We start from the raw sequence: 14605 nt of genomic DNA, 5'->3' as shown, positions 1-14605 counted from the left end.
CGGTGGCGGCTCAGCAACGAACCGCGCCGGACAGGATCACACCGGTCGAGAAGCCCGCCCCGCAGCCGGACGGGCGCGGCATCATCTGGGCGGAGCAAGAATCCATATGAGTGCGCGGCGGATTTTCGCGAGGAAGGATCACGACATGACAAAACGTTTCGCATGGATCATCGCCACCGCCCTGGCGCTCGGGCTCGGCGGGCCGGTGGCGGCTCAGCAACGGACTGCGCCAGACAGGATCACACCGGTCGAGAAGCCCGCGCCGCAGCCGGACGGGCGCGGCGTCATCTGGGCGGAGAACGAAGAGATTTGAGTAGGTCGCGATGCCCGCAGTGTTCGAGATCGGCCGCCGGAGGGGAGAAATGACGCCGCCCCTCATGCAGCGAAGTGGCTGCGCCATTCGGTGGAAGCAGCGGTTCGGCGCGACTGGCAACGGCATTGAAACAGATGATCGAGGGCACCCGCGCGATGACATCACGGACAGCGCTTACCTGCGGCGGGCTCATGCGCGCCGCGCTTCCCTTCGCCGCCGGGACCGAGGGTGTCTCGACCGCGATCGGCACCTAAACGGGAGAATTAGCCATGCTTCATATTTCAAGAATGATCTGCGCCGGTCTCGGGCTCGCCCTCTGGCTCGGAGCCGCCCCGGCGGCAAAAGCCGCGACATACCTGCTGGAGATGTGGGGCGAGGTAGATCCCATCGCTTTCGTATCCTTGGCCGGTGACGGCATCACGGCCGGCGACGCGGCCTATGGACGGTTCGAGATCGATCTCTCCAGTCCCACGGTCTTCTCGGCGACCAACACACTTTATCAGAACGCCGTTCCACAGGCCCAGGTCACACTCGGCAGCTACGTCGCCACCGGAGGCGCAGGCAGTCAGGGTCAGCTTTTTCGCGCCTCATCGGCGACGCGCAGTTTCATCAACGCGACCCGTCACGATATGTCTGCCCCCAATGTGAACGGCCGCATCCTCAATAACGTCCAGATCAACTTCAGTGACACATTCGACGGTGTGTTCTCGGCGCCGTTGGTCGATCCGGCTGTCTGGGCGGCGACGCCGCTGTCCGATTTCACCTCTGCAGGCTTCTTCCTGAACTTCCAAAGCGCGGGTCCAGGCCTGCCGGGTGGCACGATCGCCGTGACGGCGGACAGGTTTACCCTGACCCAGATCGCCGCGGTTCCACTCCCAGCAGGTCTGCTGCTGATGGCGACGAGCCTCGGCCTGCTCGGGGTTCTGCGGCGACGTCGAGCCTGACGAAATCCTACTCGCACGGTCCCGCGTGACCTTGTCAGAGCGACCCGGCATGAGGCGACGCAGAGGGTTCGGTCGCCTCTCGGCAAGACCTGGGACATCTGTCCAGGTGGTTGAACACCAGCCCTGAGTTGATACGCCTGTCGCTGCACCAGCATCAGGCAGCTTGGTCCGCTGTGCCGTCGCCCGGCCTTCCCGTGGCGAACGTCCGGTCTCTGACGCAGCGGCCGTTCACGACAAGCGTAGCGAACGAGTCCTTCGAGCCCAACGCTGCCATCCACGCCTGTAGGCCAGTGCTCACCTCAGTCTCTCGGGCAATTCGCAAGGTCCGGGAAAAATCCACGGCGTAGTTCTCGAACCCGATGGCATCGGTATCCAGGCACAGCAGGTCCCCCGGCTGCAGGACCCGCGATCCTGCCTCTTGAAAATAGGGGAACGTGTTGGGGCCGCTCTGGAAGAGCCGCGTCGAGATATACCGCCCCTCCCTGGCCATGAGGGAATAGTGAAACTCGGCCCAGGTTTCCGCTTCGGTGCGGTCGGGGGCCGCCGTTTCCTCAAGCCGGCGCACGCCCGCCTCGACCCTGCGCATGGCTTCGCGGATGAAGGGCAATTCGATGTCGAGCTTGATCGCGCGGGCGGGCAGCAGGGCCGCATCGGCGTCCGTGACCGTCAGCCCCTCGGCGCGCAGCGCGTCGACTGCGCGCCATGGGAAGCGACCGATTGCCAGCGTGTCGATTTCGGAATCGTGATCCCGGATCGCGCCTGCGATCTCGGCCGCGAACCGTCTGGAGGCCCCTGCGACGTCTCCGCCCGAACTGATCGTATCCAACCCTTCCGAGGGGCGGATTTCGTCGATGGTCGGCAAGTCCTTTGCCAGATGTTCGCAGCCCACATATTCGTAGAGGATGGTGGGTCCGTCGGCGAGGATCAGCAGGTAGCGTGCCGGCGTGCGCAGGGTGAACAACTGCATGTTGCTCGCACCGGTCGCATAGATGATGTGGTTGGAATCCAGTTCCAGAACCGCCGGAATATCGGCCTTCCGCATCGCGGCCCGAACATGGGCAAGGCGCGCCAAGTACAGCTCGTGCAGGTCCGGACGCTCGATTGCATCTTTTGGCATCTGCTGCCGTCTCTCGCTGCTGTCACATTCTGCACAAACGGCAACTTTCCTCATGATAGGTGCCAAGGTGCCGACATCGTTATTCATTTTTTCGCGCTGTTTTTTTTACCTCGGGTAAAAGGTGACCCGATGCGCAATGCCCCGTCCCTGACCAGTCTGCGCGCCTTCGAGGCCGTGTTGCGTCACGGCACGCTGTCGGCCGCCGCGCGCGAGTTATGCGTGACGCCCGCAGCGATAAGCCATCGGCTGCGCGATCTCGAAGAAACCTGCGGCCAGCCCCTCGTCATCCGCCGCAAAGGGCGTTTTGGGCCCACCGCGCTTGGTCAGGAGGTTGCGGGGATCCTGGGGGATGCGTTCGAACGCATTCGGCTCGCCGATGCCCGTCAGTCCCGCACGAACGAGACGATCGTTCATATCGTCGCGCCCTATTCGTTTGCCACGCTTTGGCTGGCCGGACACCTTTCTGACTTCGAGGGGCGGCACCCCGAGGCAGATCTGCGCATCCTTCCGTCGCATGATCCCGCGATGGAAGGCGATGCCGACATCAAGATCGTCCATTCCGACCGCAAGCCCGGCGACACCTGGAAATTGCTGTTTCGGGATGTCTGTGCCGTGATGGCGCGTCCGGATCACCCTTTGATCAAGTCGCCGCCTACCGATCTGAATGACGTCTTGTCGGGGACGCTTGTCCACGTGGGGACCCAGCATGGCAGTGTCCGCGGCGCATTCACCTGGGCGCGATGGCGCGAGATCATGGGCCTGCCTGCCGCGCTTCCGGCACTGGGCACTCATATGGCGGCAGAGCATCTTGCGGTGGATCTGTTGCAGCGAAAAGACGGCCTGGGCCTGATCAGCCTCTACAACGCGGCCGACCATCTGGAACGCGGCCTTCTCGCCATCGTGCCGGGTAGTCAGGTGCAATCCGACTGCTGCTACTGGATCAAGGTACAGGACCGGGCGCGCGGGGCGGGAAGCATCGCGGGGGTATTCGCTGACTGGTTGCACGAGTGTTTCGAAGAAAACCCCACAGAAAAATCGGAAGATCCGACCGGCCTTGGCGGCAATGCAGATCAAGCAGCCATGGTGATCGCGTCAGGAGGTCACGACAGCCTTGGGACGACGGCACCGCGGCCCGGGGACAGATGATCTGTGTCCCCTCGGTTGCCATTTCCAAGAGGCGGCGATGGGCGGAGGGTCGCGACGCTTCCCGACCACGCCGTCGCCTGGCAGTCAGCGCTTGCATGACGCGACCGGCTTGACGCCGCGCCGGGCCGTTTGGCGGATGTGGATGGGTGCCCGTCGCCGTCAAAGCAGCATGTTGCGTGGATCGGCGATCAGCCCCGCGTAGAAGGCGAGGAACCGTGCGGCGTCCGCGCCGTTGATCACGCGGTGGTCATAGGACAGGTCGAGCGGCACCATCGGCACCGGGCGCGGGGTATCGCCGTCCCAGACCGTAACGGTCTCGGTTCTGGTGATGCCGAGGATGGCGACCTCGGGCGGGTTCACGATCGGCGTGAAGGCCGTGCCGCCGATACCCCCCAGGTTGGTGATCGTCATGGACGCGCCGCCCATCTCGTCGGGTCCGATCTTGCGCGCCTGCGCGCGTGCGGCGAGGTCGCCGATCTCGCGTGCGATGGACCACAGGCCCTTTTGGTCGGCATCGCGGATGACGGGCACCATCAGGCCATGGGGCGTATCGACGGCGATGCCGACATGGACATATCCCTTGAGGATCAGCGTTTCGCCGTCCTGAGACAGCGAGGCGTTGAACCGGGGAAAGGCGCGCAGCGCCCGCGCCAGCGCCGCGACATGGAACGCGAGCGCGGTCAGCTTGACGCCGCGCGCCTGCGCGTCCGCCTTCCAGGCGGCGCGAAGGCCCTCGATGGCCGTCACATCGGCGCGGTCGTGGTGCGTGACGGCCGGGATCAGGGCCTGTGCGGCGGCGAGGTTGCGGGCCGCGACCTGTGCGAAGCGGCTCATCGGTTCCTCGGTGACGGGCCCGAATTGCGCGTGGTCCACCGCCCAGTACGAGGTGTCGCCCGACGCCGCCTGAGTGGGTGCGCCTTCGAGGTCCTCGGGCCCGATCGTTGTGCGTCCAAGCCGTTTTGCCTGTGCCTCGAGATCGACCCCCTTCTGAAGGGCCAGTTTGCGGGTCGAGGGGCTTGCGGAGATATGGCTCATCGGGGGGACCTCACCATTCCGCCGAGATGTACTGGGTTTCCATGAACTCCAGCATTCCCTCGTGCCCGCCTTCGCGGCCGAGGCCGGACTGCTTGGTGCCGCCGAAGGGGGCGGCGGGGTCGGAGACAAGGCCCCGGTTGAGACCGACCATGCCGTAATCCAGCCGCTCGCACACCTGCATGGCGCGCTTGAAGTCGGCGCTGAAGACATAGGCGACCAGCCCGTACTCGGTCGCGTTGGCCCTCCGGATCGCATCGTCCTCGTCGGCGAAGGTCTGGATCGCGGCGACGGGGCCGAAGATCTCGTCATGGACGCAATCGGCGGTCTCGGGCACGTTGGAAATGACGGTGGGCGGGTAGAAGAAGCCCGGTCCGTTCGGCACCGTGCCGCCGCATTCGAGTTTCGCCCCCTTGGCCAGCGCATCCGAGACGAATTCCGCCACCTTGTCGCGGGTTTCGGCGTTCACGAGGGGCCCGACGTCCACGGACGGATCCGTCCCGTCCCCGACCTTGAGCGCGGACATGCGGGCCGATAGCCTTCGGGTGAAGTCATCGGCGAGACTCTCGTGGACATAGATGCGGTTGGCGGCGGTGCAGGCCTCGCCCAGGTTGCGCATCTTGGCCAGCATCGTGCCCTCGATCGCCGTATCCATGTCGGCGTCCTTCAGCACCAGCACGGGCGCGTTGCCGCCCAGTTCCATCGCCGGCTTCAGCACCTGGTCGGCGGCGGACTTGAGGAGTTTGCGGCCAACGCCGGTCGAGCCGGTGAAGCTGACGACCCGCACACGCGGATCGTGGAGCATGTGATCCACGAGCGCGCCCGTCTTCTTGGACGGCAGCACGTTGACGAGACCCTTCGGCACGCCCGCCTCTTCCAGAAGCGGCATCAGCGCCAGCATCGTCAGCGGCGTCTCCGAGGCGGGCTTGATCACCACGCCGCAGCCAGCCGCCAGTGCCGGTGCGATCTTCCGCGTGCCCATGGCGGCGGGGTAGTTCCATGGCGTGATCAGCACGGCGAGGCCCGCGGGCTTGTGCTGCACGACGATGCGCGCGCCGCTTGCGGGGGCGTGGGTGATCAGGCCATCGGCGCGCACCGCCTCTTCCGCGAACCAGCGGAAGAATTCGGCGGCATAGGTCGCCTCGCCGATCGCGTCGGCCCGCGCCTTGCCGTTCTCGAGCGTGATGAGATGCGCGAAGTGGTCGAGCCTGTCCGTCATCAGCTCCCAGGCGCGGCGCAGCACCTCCGAGCGCTCGCGGGGCTTGCGCGCGGCCCACTCGGCCATCGCCCGTTCGGCGGCATCGAGGGCCGCGTCCGCGTCGGCGATGTCGGCCGAGGCGACGGAGGCCAGAACCTCCTCGGTTGCGGGGTTGATGACGTCGAAGCGCTCGGTTCCCTTGCGCCATTCGCCGTCGATGTAGAGATCGGTGTAGTCCATCAGGGGAACTCCCGTTGTCAGAGCAGGTGGCGGAGGGGGTGTTCCATCCGCCCCGCGAAATCGGTGAGAAGCCGGATCGCCTCGCCCGGATCCAGGGCACGGGCCGCGCATTCCAGCGTGATCGAAAGACCCGCGCCGTCCCTCGCGATGGTCAGGACCGGCGCCTCCTCCGCTCCCAACGCGACGGTGGAGATCGGGGTTCCGCGCAGGTCACGGACGATCAGCGCGGGGGCGTCCTCGGTTTCGGCAACCGCCGAAAGACTGCGGCCCGGGGGAACGGCGAAACGGCGCTCGGTTCCGAGGGATTCGACGGAGACGGTCACAGTGCCGTCCGCCGCGAGGCTGGCACCGGCCAGGCCCGCGAGGATCGTGTCAGGCGTGAGGCCCCGCGTCTCGGCGGCCCAGGGCACGAACTCAGACAGGCCGTCTTCGGCGCAGGTCGCCGTGAGGCGGCGCGGCGCCTCCGAGGGGGCCGTCGCCGCAGCAGCCGCAGGCATCTTGCGCAGGGCCTCGAGGTCCGCGACGTGGAAGGGCTGCGGATGGCCCGCCTTGGCAAGGCGGTTCAGGTCGAGCCCCTGTTCCAGCGCCAGCCGCCGCGCCTTGGGCGAGGCGAGGATGCGCCCGCCGCCGGCACTCGGGGGCTTCGGCGCGGGAGCGGCCGCTGCCGGTTTCGCGGGCGCGGCTGCCGTGTTCTTCTCCGCCGGCACGGGGGCTGCAGGGGCAGGGCGCGCCCCCCCGTCCTTCACCGAGCGCGCGACGGGCGCCTCTGGCTTCGCCTCCGCGATGATGGCCACGGGATCGCCCACCGGCACCTCTTCGCCCGCCTCGGCCAATGTCGCGGCGAGCCAACCCTTGCGGCCTGCCTCGACCTCCATCGTGCTCTTGTCGGTCTCTACCTCGAAGAGGATGTCATCGGCGGCCACTTCTTCGCCGGGCGACTTCAGCCAATTGACGAGAAGACCGCTATCCTGCGCCATGCCGAGCTGCGGCATGGTCACCGCGTGGCCCTCGGGCAGGTCGTCGGCCTGTCCGGCCGCGGCCTCCGGCGCCTGCGCCTCGGGCTCCGCGTCGTCGTCCGCGCTATCGGAGATGCGGGCGATGACCTGGCCCACGGGCACATCGTCGCCGGCGGCATAGGCCACGCCCGTCAGGAAGCCGTTCGCGGGGCTTTCGACCTCCATCACGGCCTTGTCCGTCTCGACCTCGAAAAGCGCGTCGCCCTTCGCCACCTCGTCGCCCGGAGACTTGAGCCAGGACACGATCTTGCCCGCGTCCTGCGCCATGCCGAGCTGGGGCATGGTCACGTCATGCGGCATGGATCAGCTCCCCTGAGCAGAGCTTGCGGGCATTCTCGGCCACCGCCTCGGGCGTGGGCACCGTCAGGTCCTCGAGCGCGGGGCTGAACGGCACCGGCACGTCCATCGCGCCCATCCGCAAGACCGGCGCGTCGAGATGGTAGAACGCCTTTTCGTTCAGGCGGCTCGCGATCTCGGCCGTCACGCCGTAGCTCTGGTGCCCCTCGTCGATGACGATGGCGCGGCTGGTCTTCCTGACGCTGTCGAGGAGGGTCTTCTCGTCCAGCGGCACGATGGTGCGCGGGTCGATCACCTCGGCTTCGATCCCTTCCTGTGCAAGAATGACGGCGGCCTTTTCCGCCACCTGCACCATCGACGAGGTGGCGATCAGCGTGATGTCGCGCCCCTCGCGCTTCACGTTCGCGACGCCGAAGGGGATCAGGTATTCCTCTTCGGGCACCGGCGCCTTGTCCTGGTACATCAGCTTGTCTTCGAAGATGACGACCGGATTGTTGTCGCGGATCGCGGTCTTCATCAGGCCCTTGGCCTCGTAGGCCGAGGAGGGCAGGGCGACCTTCAGCCCCGGGATATGCGCGACGAGCGCCTGCAGCGACTGCGAATGCTGCGCGGCGGAACGGCGGGTGGCGCCGAGGTTCGTGCGCAGCACCATGGGGACCGTCAGCTTGCCGCCGGACATGTAGTGCTGCTTGGCCGCCTGGTTGCAGAGCTGATCCATCACCAGGTAGATGAAATCGCCGAACATCAGGTCGACGACCGGCCGCGCACCGGTCATCGCGGCACCGACGGCCATGCCGACGAAACCGGGCTCGGAGATCGGCGTGTCGATGACGCGGGTGGTGCCGAATTCTTCTACAAGACCGGACAGGACCTTGAACGGCGTGCCCGCCTCGGCCACGTCCTCGCCGAGGATGAAGACCGTCGGGTCGCGGCGCATCTCCTCGGCCAGTGCCTCGTTCACGGCCTGGGACAGTGTGATCTCTCGCATCGTGTCTCTCCTCAGTCCGCGTAGACGTGCATGTCGACCTCTTCGGCCGGCGGGTAGGGGGCCTTCTCGGCGTAGGCGACGGCCTCGGCCGCGTCCTTCTCGATCTCCGCGTTCATCGCCTCGATCTCTTCCTCGGACGCGATGCCCTCGGAGACGAGAAAGGCGCGGAAACGGATGATCGGGTCGCGGTTCTCCTTCCAGTCCTTCTCCTCGTCCTTCGAGCGGTAGTATTCGCGGTTGATGTCGCCGACGTGGTGGCCGTGGTAGCGATAGGTCATGAGCTCCATGAAGAACGGCCCTTCGCCCTTGCGGGCGCGCGCCACCAGCTTCTGCGTCAGTTCGTTGACGGCCAGAACATCCTGGCCATCGACCTGGTGGCTTTCGATCCCGAAGGCCTCGGCACGGGCCATGATGGAACCCGCGGCGATCTCCTCGGTCTTGGTGTATTCCGAATAGCCGTTGTTTTCGCAGGCATAGATGACCGGCAGGTTCCACAGCGCCGCCATGTTCATGACCTCGTACCAGAGGCCCTGGGCCGTCGCGCCGTCGCCGAAGAAGCAGACGGTCACGTCATCCTTGCCCTGGAGCTTCGCGCGCAGCGCCGAGCCCGTGGCGATCCCCATCGAGCCGCCGACGATGGCGTTCGCGCCGAGGTTCCCGTGGCTCTGGTCGGCGATGTGCATGGACCCGCCCTTGCCCCGGCAATAGCCCTCGGCCTTGCCCAGTAGTTCGCAGAACATCGCCTTGAACTCGGCTCCCTTGGCCACGCAATGGCCGTGGCCGCGATGGGTCGAGGTGATGCGGTCGTCGTCGGTCAGCGCCTCGCAGATGCCCACGGCCACGGCTTCCTCGCCGGAATACATGTGCGTCAGCCCCGGCATCTTGGCCGAGAGATAGAGCTGGTTGGCGTTGTCCTCGAAGGTGCGGATGCGGACCATCTGGCGGTACATCCGCAGGTAGTCCTCGGTGTTGGTCTTGGGCTTTGCCATGTCGGTCCTCGTGAGGAGCGGCGGGACAGTCCCGCCTTGCGTGGATGCGGGGTTGCCCCCGCATCGCTCAGTAGCGGTTGGCGATTGGCAGTTCCTCGGCCGGGAAGAGGCTGATCACCTCGCACCCTGTCTCGGTCACCACGACCTCCTCCTCGATCCGCGCGGCGGAATAGCCGTCGGCGGCCGGGCAGTAGGTCTCGAGCGCGAAGACCATGCCGGTCTGGATCTCCATCGGATGTTCGAGCGACACGGCACGGCTGATGATGGGCCGCTCGTGCAGCGCCAGCCCGAGGCCGTGGCCGAACTGAAGCCCGAAGGCCGCGTCCTCGTTCGGGAAGCCGAGGCTTTCGGCGGTCGGCCAGACCTTGGCGACGGTATCGGTGGTCACGCCCGGCTTGATCAGCGCGATCGAGGCGTCGATCCATTCGCGGGCCTTCACGTAGGCGTCATTCTGGGCGGGCGTCGCGCGCCCGATGTTGAAGGTCCTGTAGTAGCAGGTGCGATACCCCTGGTAGGACTGGAGAATATCGAAAAACGCCTGGTCGCCGGGCCGGAACAGCCGGTCGGTGAAGTTGTGCGGATGCGGATTGCAGCGTTCTCCGCTGATCGCGTTGATCGCCTCGACGTCGTCCGATCCCATCTCGTAGAGAAGCTTGTTCGACAGCGCGACGATGTCGTTCTCGCGGATGCCCGGTTTCAGCTCCTCGTAGATCATGTGGTAGACGCCATCGACCATGGAGGCCGCCTGCGTCAGAAGCTGGATCTCGTCCCAGTTCTTGATCTCGCGCGCCGCCAGCATGATCTGCTGGCCGTCGACGACATGCAGGCCCTCTTCCTGCAGCGCGTGGAACATGGCGGTCTCGGCATAGTCCACGCCCACCGGCATGTCGGCCATGCCGGCATCCCGGATGAGTTGCGCGATCTGCTTGGCGTATTTCTGCATCAGGCCGAATTCCGGCGGGATGGTGCCGCGCATGCCGACGACGCCGGCCAGGCAATGGTCGGGCTCGAGCCAGTCGGAGTGACGCTTGTGATGCATCGCGGCCGATCCGAAGTCCCACACATAGGGGCTGTCGTCGCCGGTCAGCAGGCAGAAGCGGCACATCTTGTCCCGCTCCCATTCGCCGATCTTGGTCGCACTGACGTACCGGATGTTGTTCACGTCGAAGAGCAGGAGCGTACCCGCGTTCGAGGCCTGCAGCGCCTGCCGCGTGCGGGCGAGGCGGTAGCGGCGCAGCCGGTCATGGTCGATCCGGCGTTCGAAATCGACCGAGGTATGCCCCCAGGCGGGCAGGCGCTCGCGCCATTCCCAGTTCGGTTCGAGGTCCTGGGGGGTCAGAAGGTTCGGCATCAGGGCGCGTGACATGGGATAACTCCGTAGGGCGGGCGCTCTGCCCGCCGTTCATCTGGATTGCATTGGGAACGGGTGGGCATATTGCCCACCCCGCCGGCTCACTGGATGCACCAGCCGCCATCGATGTGGATCATCTGGCCGGTCATGTAGTCGCTGTCGCCCGAAGCGAGGAACGATGCGGTGCCGGTGATGTCGTCGGGATAGGACACGCGCTTGATCTGCAGCGCATCGCGCACGATGTCGTCGTAGGCCTGCCCCTCGCGCTCCTTGAAGCCGATGTCGACGAGGTCCTTGTCCAGCTGCTCCCACAGCGGGGTCACCACGACACCCGGCGCGTAGCCGTTGACGGTGATGTTGTGCTCGGCCAGCGCGACGGCGCCGCAATGCGTGAGCGCGAGGCAGCCGTATTTCGACGTGCAGTAGACGGTCACGTCCACCAGCGGCTTGCGCGAGGCGATGGAGCCCACGTTGATCAGCTTGTAGGGCGCGTCCTGCGGCCCTTGCGCGATCATCTGGCGGGCGGTCTCCTGCATGCCGAGCCACATGGCCTTGGTGTTGACCGTCATGATCATGTCCCAGTTGTCTTCATCGATATCCATGAAGAACCGGGGCTTGTTCAGGCCGGCATTGAAGAGGCCCACGTTGATGTTCCCGAAGGCATCCACCGTCGCGGCGACGGCATTGGCGTTGTCCTCGCGTTTCGTCACGTCCATCCGGACCGCGATCGCCTTGCCGTTGCCGGCGGCGCTGATGCGGTCGGCGACTTCCCTCGCGGCGGCCTCGTCGAGGTCGCCGAGGCAGACATTGGCCCCCTGCGCGGCGAAGGCCTCGGCATTGGCGGCACCCATGCCGCGCCCGGCCCCGGTGATCAGGATGTTCTTTCCCTTCAGGCGATTGGGGTCCATGTCTTCCTCCCTAATGGACTGGTTTTCGTAGGATTTCTTCGGCGCGTTCCTGCACGCGGGCCAGCGCCGCCTCCGGTGTCACGAGACCGCGGAGCATGTCGTGCAACTCGTGGCCGCACAGGTGGATGATGTCCGAGATCTGCGGGATCGGCGGACGCGGCCAGAATTGCAGTTCGTCGCGCCAGGACATCTGGTCGACGGTCTCGAAGATCGGCGACAGGCGGCGCACCTCGGGGTCCGCGCCGACGGAATAGCGCGGCGCGGTGCGGCTGCCGTTCTGCACGTAGAGTTTCTGCGCCGCGGGAGAGGTGAAGGCGATCAGCGCCTCCGCCGCGTCCGCCACGCGATCCTCGTCGAGGTTTGCCGGAATGCACAGCGCGTAGCCGCCCACCGGTGCGATCGGGGCGCCTTCGGGGCCGTGCGGATGCGGCAGGTAGCCGGTGTTGCCATGCGCCGGACAGGTCTCGTCCAGCTCGAAATAGGGTGCCAGAAGCGTGTAGCCGTAGGCCATCGCGACCTTGCCCGCGGCAAAGGGGCGAACCCGCTCGTACCAGGACATCGACAGGATGTCGGGGGGCGAATACTCCAGCAATTCCATGAGATAGTTCGCCGCCGCCAGTGCGCGCGGCGTGTCGAGGCGGGGCGTGTAGGTGCCGCTGCCGAGTTTGTCGGCGTCGTATCCTCCGGCCACGCGGGGCAGGTCGATGATCGGCTGGCCGAAGGCCGCGCTGGTAATCATGTAGGTATGCCCGAGCGCGGTTCCCCGCGCGGCGTTCCAGGCCACCCCGTAGCGGCCGTTCCGTGGGTCGTGGAAGTGCCGCGCGGCCTCGATGACGTCCCGGTTCGTGGCCGGGGGCGCCAGGCCCTCGCGCGCAAACCAGTCCTTGCGGTAGAACATGAGTTCCGGTGTCGTCTGGCTCGGCACGCCATAGGGCACGCCGTTCCAGTGCGTCGCGCGCCAGCCGGCGGTGTGGAAATCGCCGGGGTCGAGCCGCTCGGTGTCCATGACCTCGCTCAGCGGCCGGATCACGCCCTTCGTGACGAATTCCCCGACCCATGGCAGGTCGACGGCGATGAGATCATAGGCGCTCCGCTTGCGTTCGGCGTTGCGCAGGGCCTCCTGGTGCAGACGGTCGATCGAAAAGGCGCGTTGATGGATGTCGGTCCCGACGATCTGCTCGAACTGGCGCTTGAGCGTTTCCATCACCATGAAGGTGGGGTCGCCATGAACGAGGATGCGCAGCCCCCCGGAGAGCTTCAGCGGCTCCAGCAGAGCGCGCGGCGGCGCGATCGACGCCTGGCTCGACACGTAGGAGCCGCCGTAGAAGTAGTCGTCGTGCAGCTGCTCCCCGTCGAAGGTGGTTCTCGCGATCCGTCCGATGCGGCTGGCGAGATGGCTGAAGCGGTCGAGCAGGTCGGCGCTGGGATGCAGCGAGAAACTGCGTCCCGACTTCGTGCGCGGCCTCTGTTCGACCAGCCCGGCCTTCTGGATCTCGGCGAGCTTGCGCATGGCGGTCGCGTAGGGCGCGCCCGAGGCCGCCGCCATCGAGGAAGCCGAGACCATCCGCCCCTCGATGTGCCCGCGCAAGAGGTGCAGCATCATGTTGAGGTGCGGGTTCGGGGTGGTCGGTTCCAGAGAGCTGTCGATCTCGACGCAGAGTTCGCCGAGAAATTCCACGGCACGTCCGAGTTCGGCCTCGGACACGGCTGTGGGCTGACGCTGCCGCAGGGGCGTGGCCTCATGTTCAAAATGGCGATTTTTAGCAGCCTGCGTGTTCATGATTTCGTTCGCGCTGAACCCAGCGTTGCGACTCGGGCGTCGTGCCATGGGCGATCCCCTGAAAATGTTCAAATTGGAGCCTGTCCCACATGCCCCAAAACATCCATAATGGATATAATAATGTCCAAAGCGGATAAAATCGGGCCGTCAACCGCCAGCGAAAAAGGCGCTGGATGACTGCAGATTGCACCGGGTGATTCCCGGGCTGGGAGGACAGCGGCAATCGCTCGACATACACAGGGAGGATCAAGAATGACCTATTCGACCAAGCTTTCGCTTGCCTGCACGACCGCGCTGATCGCGCTGGGCGGTGCGGCGGCGGCGCAATCCGTGACCATCGGCATCACGCAGAACAACGTGGGCGTCGACAGCTACCAGACGACCTACGAGCAGGCGTTCATCGCCGCAGCCGAACAAAATCCCGACGTCGAGGTCGTGGTGCTCGACGCAGGCGGCGACGTGGCGCGCCAGATCGCCCAGATCCAGGACCTCATCCAGCAGGAAGTGGACGCGATGATCATCTGGCCGACCAACGGCCAGGCCGTCATCCCCGCCGTGCGCGAGGCCTACCAGGCCGGTATCCCGGTCATCATCACCAACTCGAACATCGCCGAGGACGGCTTCGAGTTCGTGCGTTCCTTCTCGGGTCCCGACAACATCACGCAGGGCGCGCGCTCGGCCGAGATCATGTGCGAACGGTTTACCGAAATGGGAATCCAGGACGAGGCGCGCATCGTGCAGATCACCGGTCAGCCGGGCTACACCACCGCGATCGAACGCGCCGAGGGCTTCGAGCAGCGCCTCCCCGAAGTCTGCCCGAACGTGACGCTCGTCGAGAGCCAGCCGGGCAACTGGAACCGCGAGGACAGCCAGCGCGTCATGGAGGCCTTCCTGGTCCAGTATGACGACATCGACGGCGTCTACTCGGGCGACGACAACATGGGTGTCGGCGCCCTGAACGCGGCACTCGCCGCCGGCCGCGCGGACGAGATCGTCTTCGTCGGCGCCACCAACTTCGCCGTCGGTTACGACGCGATGGAACGTGGCGAGTACTGGGGCTCGATCTACCAGTCGCCGGTCGATGACGCCGAGGCCGCGCTGCAGACCGCGCTCGACGTGCTGGCGGGTGAGGACGTGCCGTTCTTCAACTACTTCGACACGCCGAAGATCACCCAGGACAACATGAGCGAGTTCGATCGCCCCGTGTTCTGATCTCCCTCCCCGGGTGGGGGCCGGTGTCGCTGTGCCGGCCCCCTCTCTTTTCCAACCAGACAAGATGACGGACA

Annotated in this window: 13 protein-coding genes; 4 read left to right on the top strand and 9 right to left on the bottom strand. The window is 66.0% G+C overall.

Annotated features, from left to right (window positions below; translation table 11 throughout):
- The first annotated feature begins 145 nt into the window (after positions 1–145).
- The gene (locus tag N8I71_RS15720) at positions 146–313 is read left to right on the top strand and encodes a hypothetical protein (RefSeq protein ID WP_262878960.1); all 168 of its coding nucleotides are present in this window, start codon (positions 146–148) and stop codon (positions 311–313) included.
- A 269-nt stretch (positions 314–582) separates the two neighbouring features.
- Entirely contained in the window at positions 583–1257 is a 675-nt protein-coding gene (locus tag N8I71_RS15715) for a hypothetical protein (protein ID WP_262878959.1), read from the top strand.
- Positions 1258–1411: 154 nt separating this feature from the next.
- Here the strand turns inward: N8I71_RS15715 and N8I71_RS15710 are convergent, their stop codons facing one another.
- Complete coding sequence (locus N8I71_RS15710) at positions 1412–2299, bottom strand: M24 family metallopeptidase (RefSeq protein ID WP_262878958.1); 888 nt, start codon at positions 2297–2299, stop codon at positions 1412–1414.
- Between the two features lie 12 nt (positions 2300–2311).
- On the opposite strand from N8I71_RS15710, the gene N8I71_RS15705 reads away from it, so the two are divergent.
- Positions 2312–3520 (top strand): LysR family transcriptional regulator, encoded by a 1209-nt coding sequence (locus N8I71_RS15705; protein ID WP_262878957.1) that lies wholly within the window; start codon positions 2312–2314, stop codon positions 3518–3520.
- A gap of 159 nt (positions 3521–3679) precedes the next feature.
- On the opposite strand, the gene N8I71_RS15700 is transcribed toward N8I71_RS15705, so the two are convergent.
- The 8 genes from N8I71_RS15700 to N8I71_RS15665 all read right to left on the bottom strand — a co-directional run bounded on the left by N8I71_RS15700 (position 3680) and on the right by N8I71_RS15665 (position 13244).
- Complete coding sequence (locus tag N8I71_RS15700) at positions 3680–4555, bottom strand: 2-oxo acid dehydrogenase subunit E2 (protein WP_262878956.1); 876 nt, start codon at positions 4553–4555, stop codon at positions 3680–3682.
- Between the two features lie 10 nt (positions 4556–4565).
- The gene (locus tag N8I71_RS15695; RefSeq protein WP_262878955.1) at positions 4566–5990 is read right to left on the bottom strand and encodes an NAD-dependent succinate-semialdehyde dehydrogenase; all 1425 of its coding nucleotides are present in this window, start codon (positions 5988–5990) and stop codon (positions 4566–4568) included.
- 17 nt (positions 5991–6007) lie between these two features.
- Entirely contained in the window at positions 6008–7306 is a 1299-nt protein-coding gene (locus N8I71_RS15690; protein WP_262878954.1) for a biotin/lipoyl-containing protein, read from the bottom strand.
- Positions 7296–8291, bottom strand: a complete 996-nt coding sequence (locus tag N8I71_RS15685; protein WP_262878953.1) for an alpha-ketoacid dehydrogenase subunit beta — start codon at positions 8289–8291, stop codon at positions 7296–7298. Before N8I71_RS15685 ends, N8I71_RS15690 begins: the two co-directional genes overlap by 11 nt.
- An 11-nt stretch (positions 8292–8302) precedes the next feature.
- Positions 8303–9280 (bottom strand): thiamine pyrophosphate-dependent dehydrogenase E1 component subunit alpha, encoded by a 978-nt coding sequence (locus N8I71_RS15680; RefSeq protein WP_262878952.1) that lies wholly within the window; start codon positions 9278–9280, stop codon positions 8303–8305.
- A 67-nt stretch (positions 9281–9347) separates the two neighbouring features.
- The gene (locus N8I71_RS15675; protein ID WP_262878951.1) at positions 9348–10646 is read right to left on the bottom strand and encodes a M24 family metallopeptidase; all 1299 of its coding nucleotides are present in this window, start codon (positions 10644–10646) and stop codon (positions 9348–9350) included.
- An 86-nt stretch (positions 10647–10732) separates the two neighbouring features.
- A complete protein-coding gene (locus tag N8I71_RS15670) occupies positions 10733–11539 on the bottom strand; it encodes an SDR family NAD(P)-dependent oxidoreductase (protein ID WP_262878950.1) in 807 nt (268 codons plus the stop codon).
- A gap of 10 nt (positions 11540–11549) precedes the next feature.
- The gene (locus N8I71_RS15665; protein ID WP_262878949.1) at positions 11550–13244 is read right to left on the bottom strand and encodes an ABC transporter substrate-binding protein; all 1695 of its coding nucleotides are present in this window, start codon (positions 13242–13244) and stop codon (positions 11550–11552) included.
- A gap of 327 nt (positions 13245–13571) precedes the next feature.
- Between N8I71_RS15665 and N8I71_RS15660 the strand changes: the two genes are divergently transcribed.
- Positions 13572–14531 (top strand): sugar ABC transporter substrate-binding protein, encoded by a 960-nt coding sequence (locus N8I71_RS15660; RefSeq protein WP_262878948.1) that lies wholly within the window; start codon positions 13572–13574, stop codon positions 14529–14531.
- The last annotated feature ends 74 nt before the right edge of the window (positions 14532–14605 follow it).

It is taken from the genome of Roseicyclus sediminis (genome assembly GCF_025515305.1).
Taxonomy (GTDB): domain Bacteria; phylum Pseudomonadota; class Alphaproteobacteria; order Rhodobacterales; family Rhodobacteraceae; genus Roseibacterium; species Roseibacterium sediminis.
The sequence above is the reverse complement of the archived record's forward strand: the minus strand, read 5'-3'. Positions and strand labels throughout refer to the sequence as shown.

What these genes read in the sequence shown, in the direction of transcription:
- N8I71_RS15720 (WP_262878960.1), top strand. Translation starts at nt 146, where the DNA reads ATGACAAAACGTTTCGCATGGATCATCGCCACCGCCCTGGCGCTCGGG.
- N8I71_RS15695 (WP_262878955.1), bottom strand. Translation starts at nt 5,990, where the DNA reads ATGGACTACACCGATCTCTACATCGACGGCGAATGGCGCAAGGGAACC.
- N8I71_RS15710 (WP_262878958.1), bottom strand. Translation starts at nt 2,299, where the DNA reads ATGCGGAAGGCCGATATTCCGGCGGTTCTGGAACTGGATTCCAACCAC.
- N8I71_RS15685 (WP_262878953.1), bottom strand. Translation starts at nt 8,291, where the DNA reads ATGCGAGAGATCACACTGTCCCAGGCCGTGAACGAGGCACTGGCCGAG.
- N8I71_RS15675 (WP_262878951.1), bottom strand. Translation starts at nt 10,646, where the DNA reads ATGTCACGCGCCCTGATGCCGAACCTTCTGACCCCCCAGGACCTCGAA.
- N8I71_RS15680 (WP_262878952.1), bottom strand. Translation starts at nt 9,280, where the DNA reads ATGGCAAAGCCCAAGACCAACACCGAGGACTACCTGCGGATGTACCGC.
- N8I71_RS15715 (WP_262878959.1), top strand. Translation starts at nt 583, where the DNA reads ATGCTTCATATTTCAAGAATGATCTGCGCCGGTCTCGGGCTCGCCCTC.
- N8I71_RS15705 (WP_262878957.1), top strand. Translation starts at nt 2,312, where the DNA reads ATGGGCAAGGCGCGCCAAGTACAGCTCGTGCAGGTCCGGACGCTCGAT.
- N8I71_RS15690 (WP_262878954.1), bottom strand. Translation starts at nt 7,306, where the DNA reads ATGCCGCATGACGTGACCATGCCCCAGCTCGGCATGGCGCAGGACGCG.
- N8I71_RS15660 (WP_262878948.1), top strand. Translation starts at nt 13,572, where the DNA reads ATGACCTATTCGACCAAGCTTTCGCTTGCCTGCACGACCGCGCTGATC.
- N8I71_RS15700 (WP_262878956.1), bottom strand. Translation starts at nt 4,555, where the DNA reads ATGAGCCATATCTCCGCAAGCCCCTCGACCCGCAAACTGGCCCTTCAG.
- N8I71_RS15670 (WP_262878950.1), bottom strand. Translation starts at nt 11,539, where the DNA reads ATGGACCCCAATCGCCTGAAGGGAAAGAACATCCTGATCACCGGGGCC.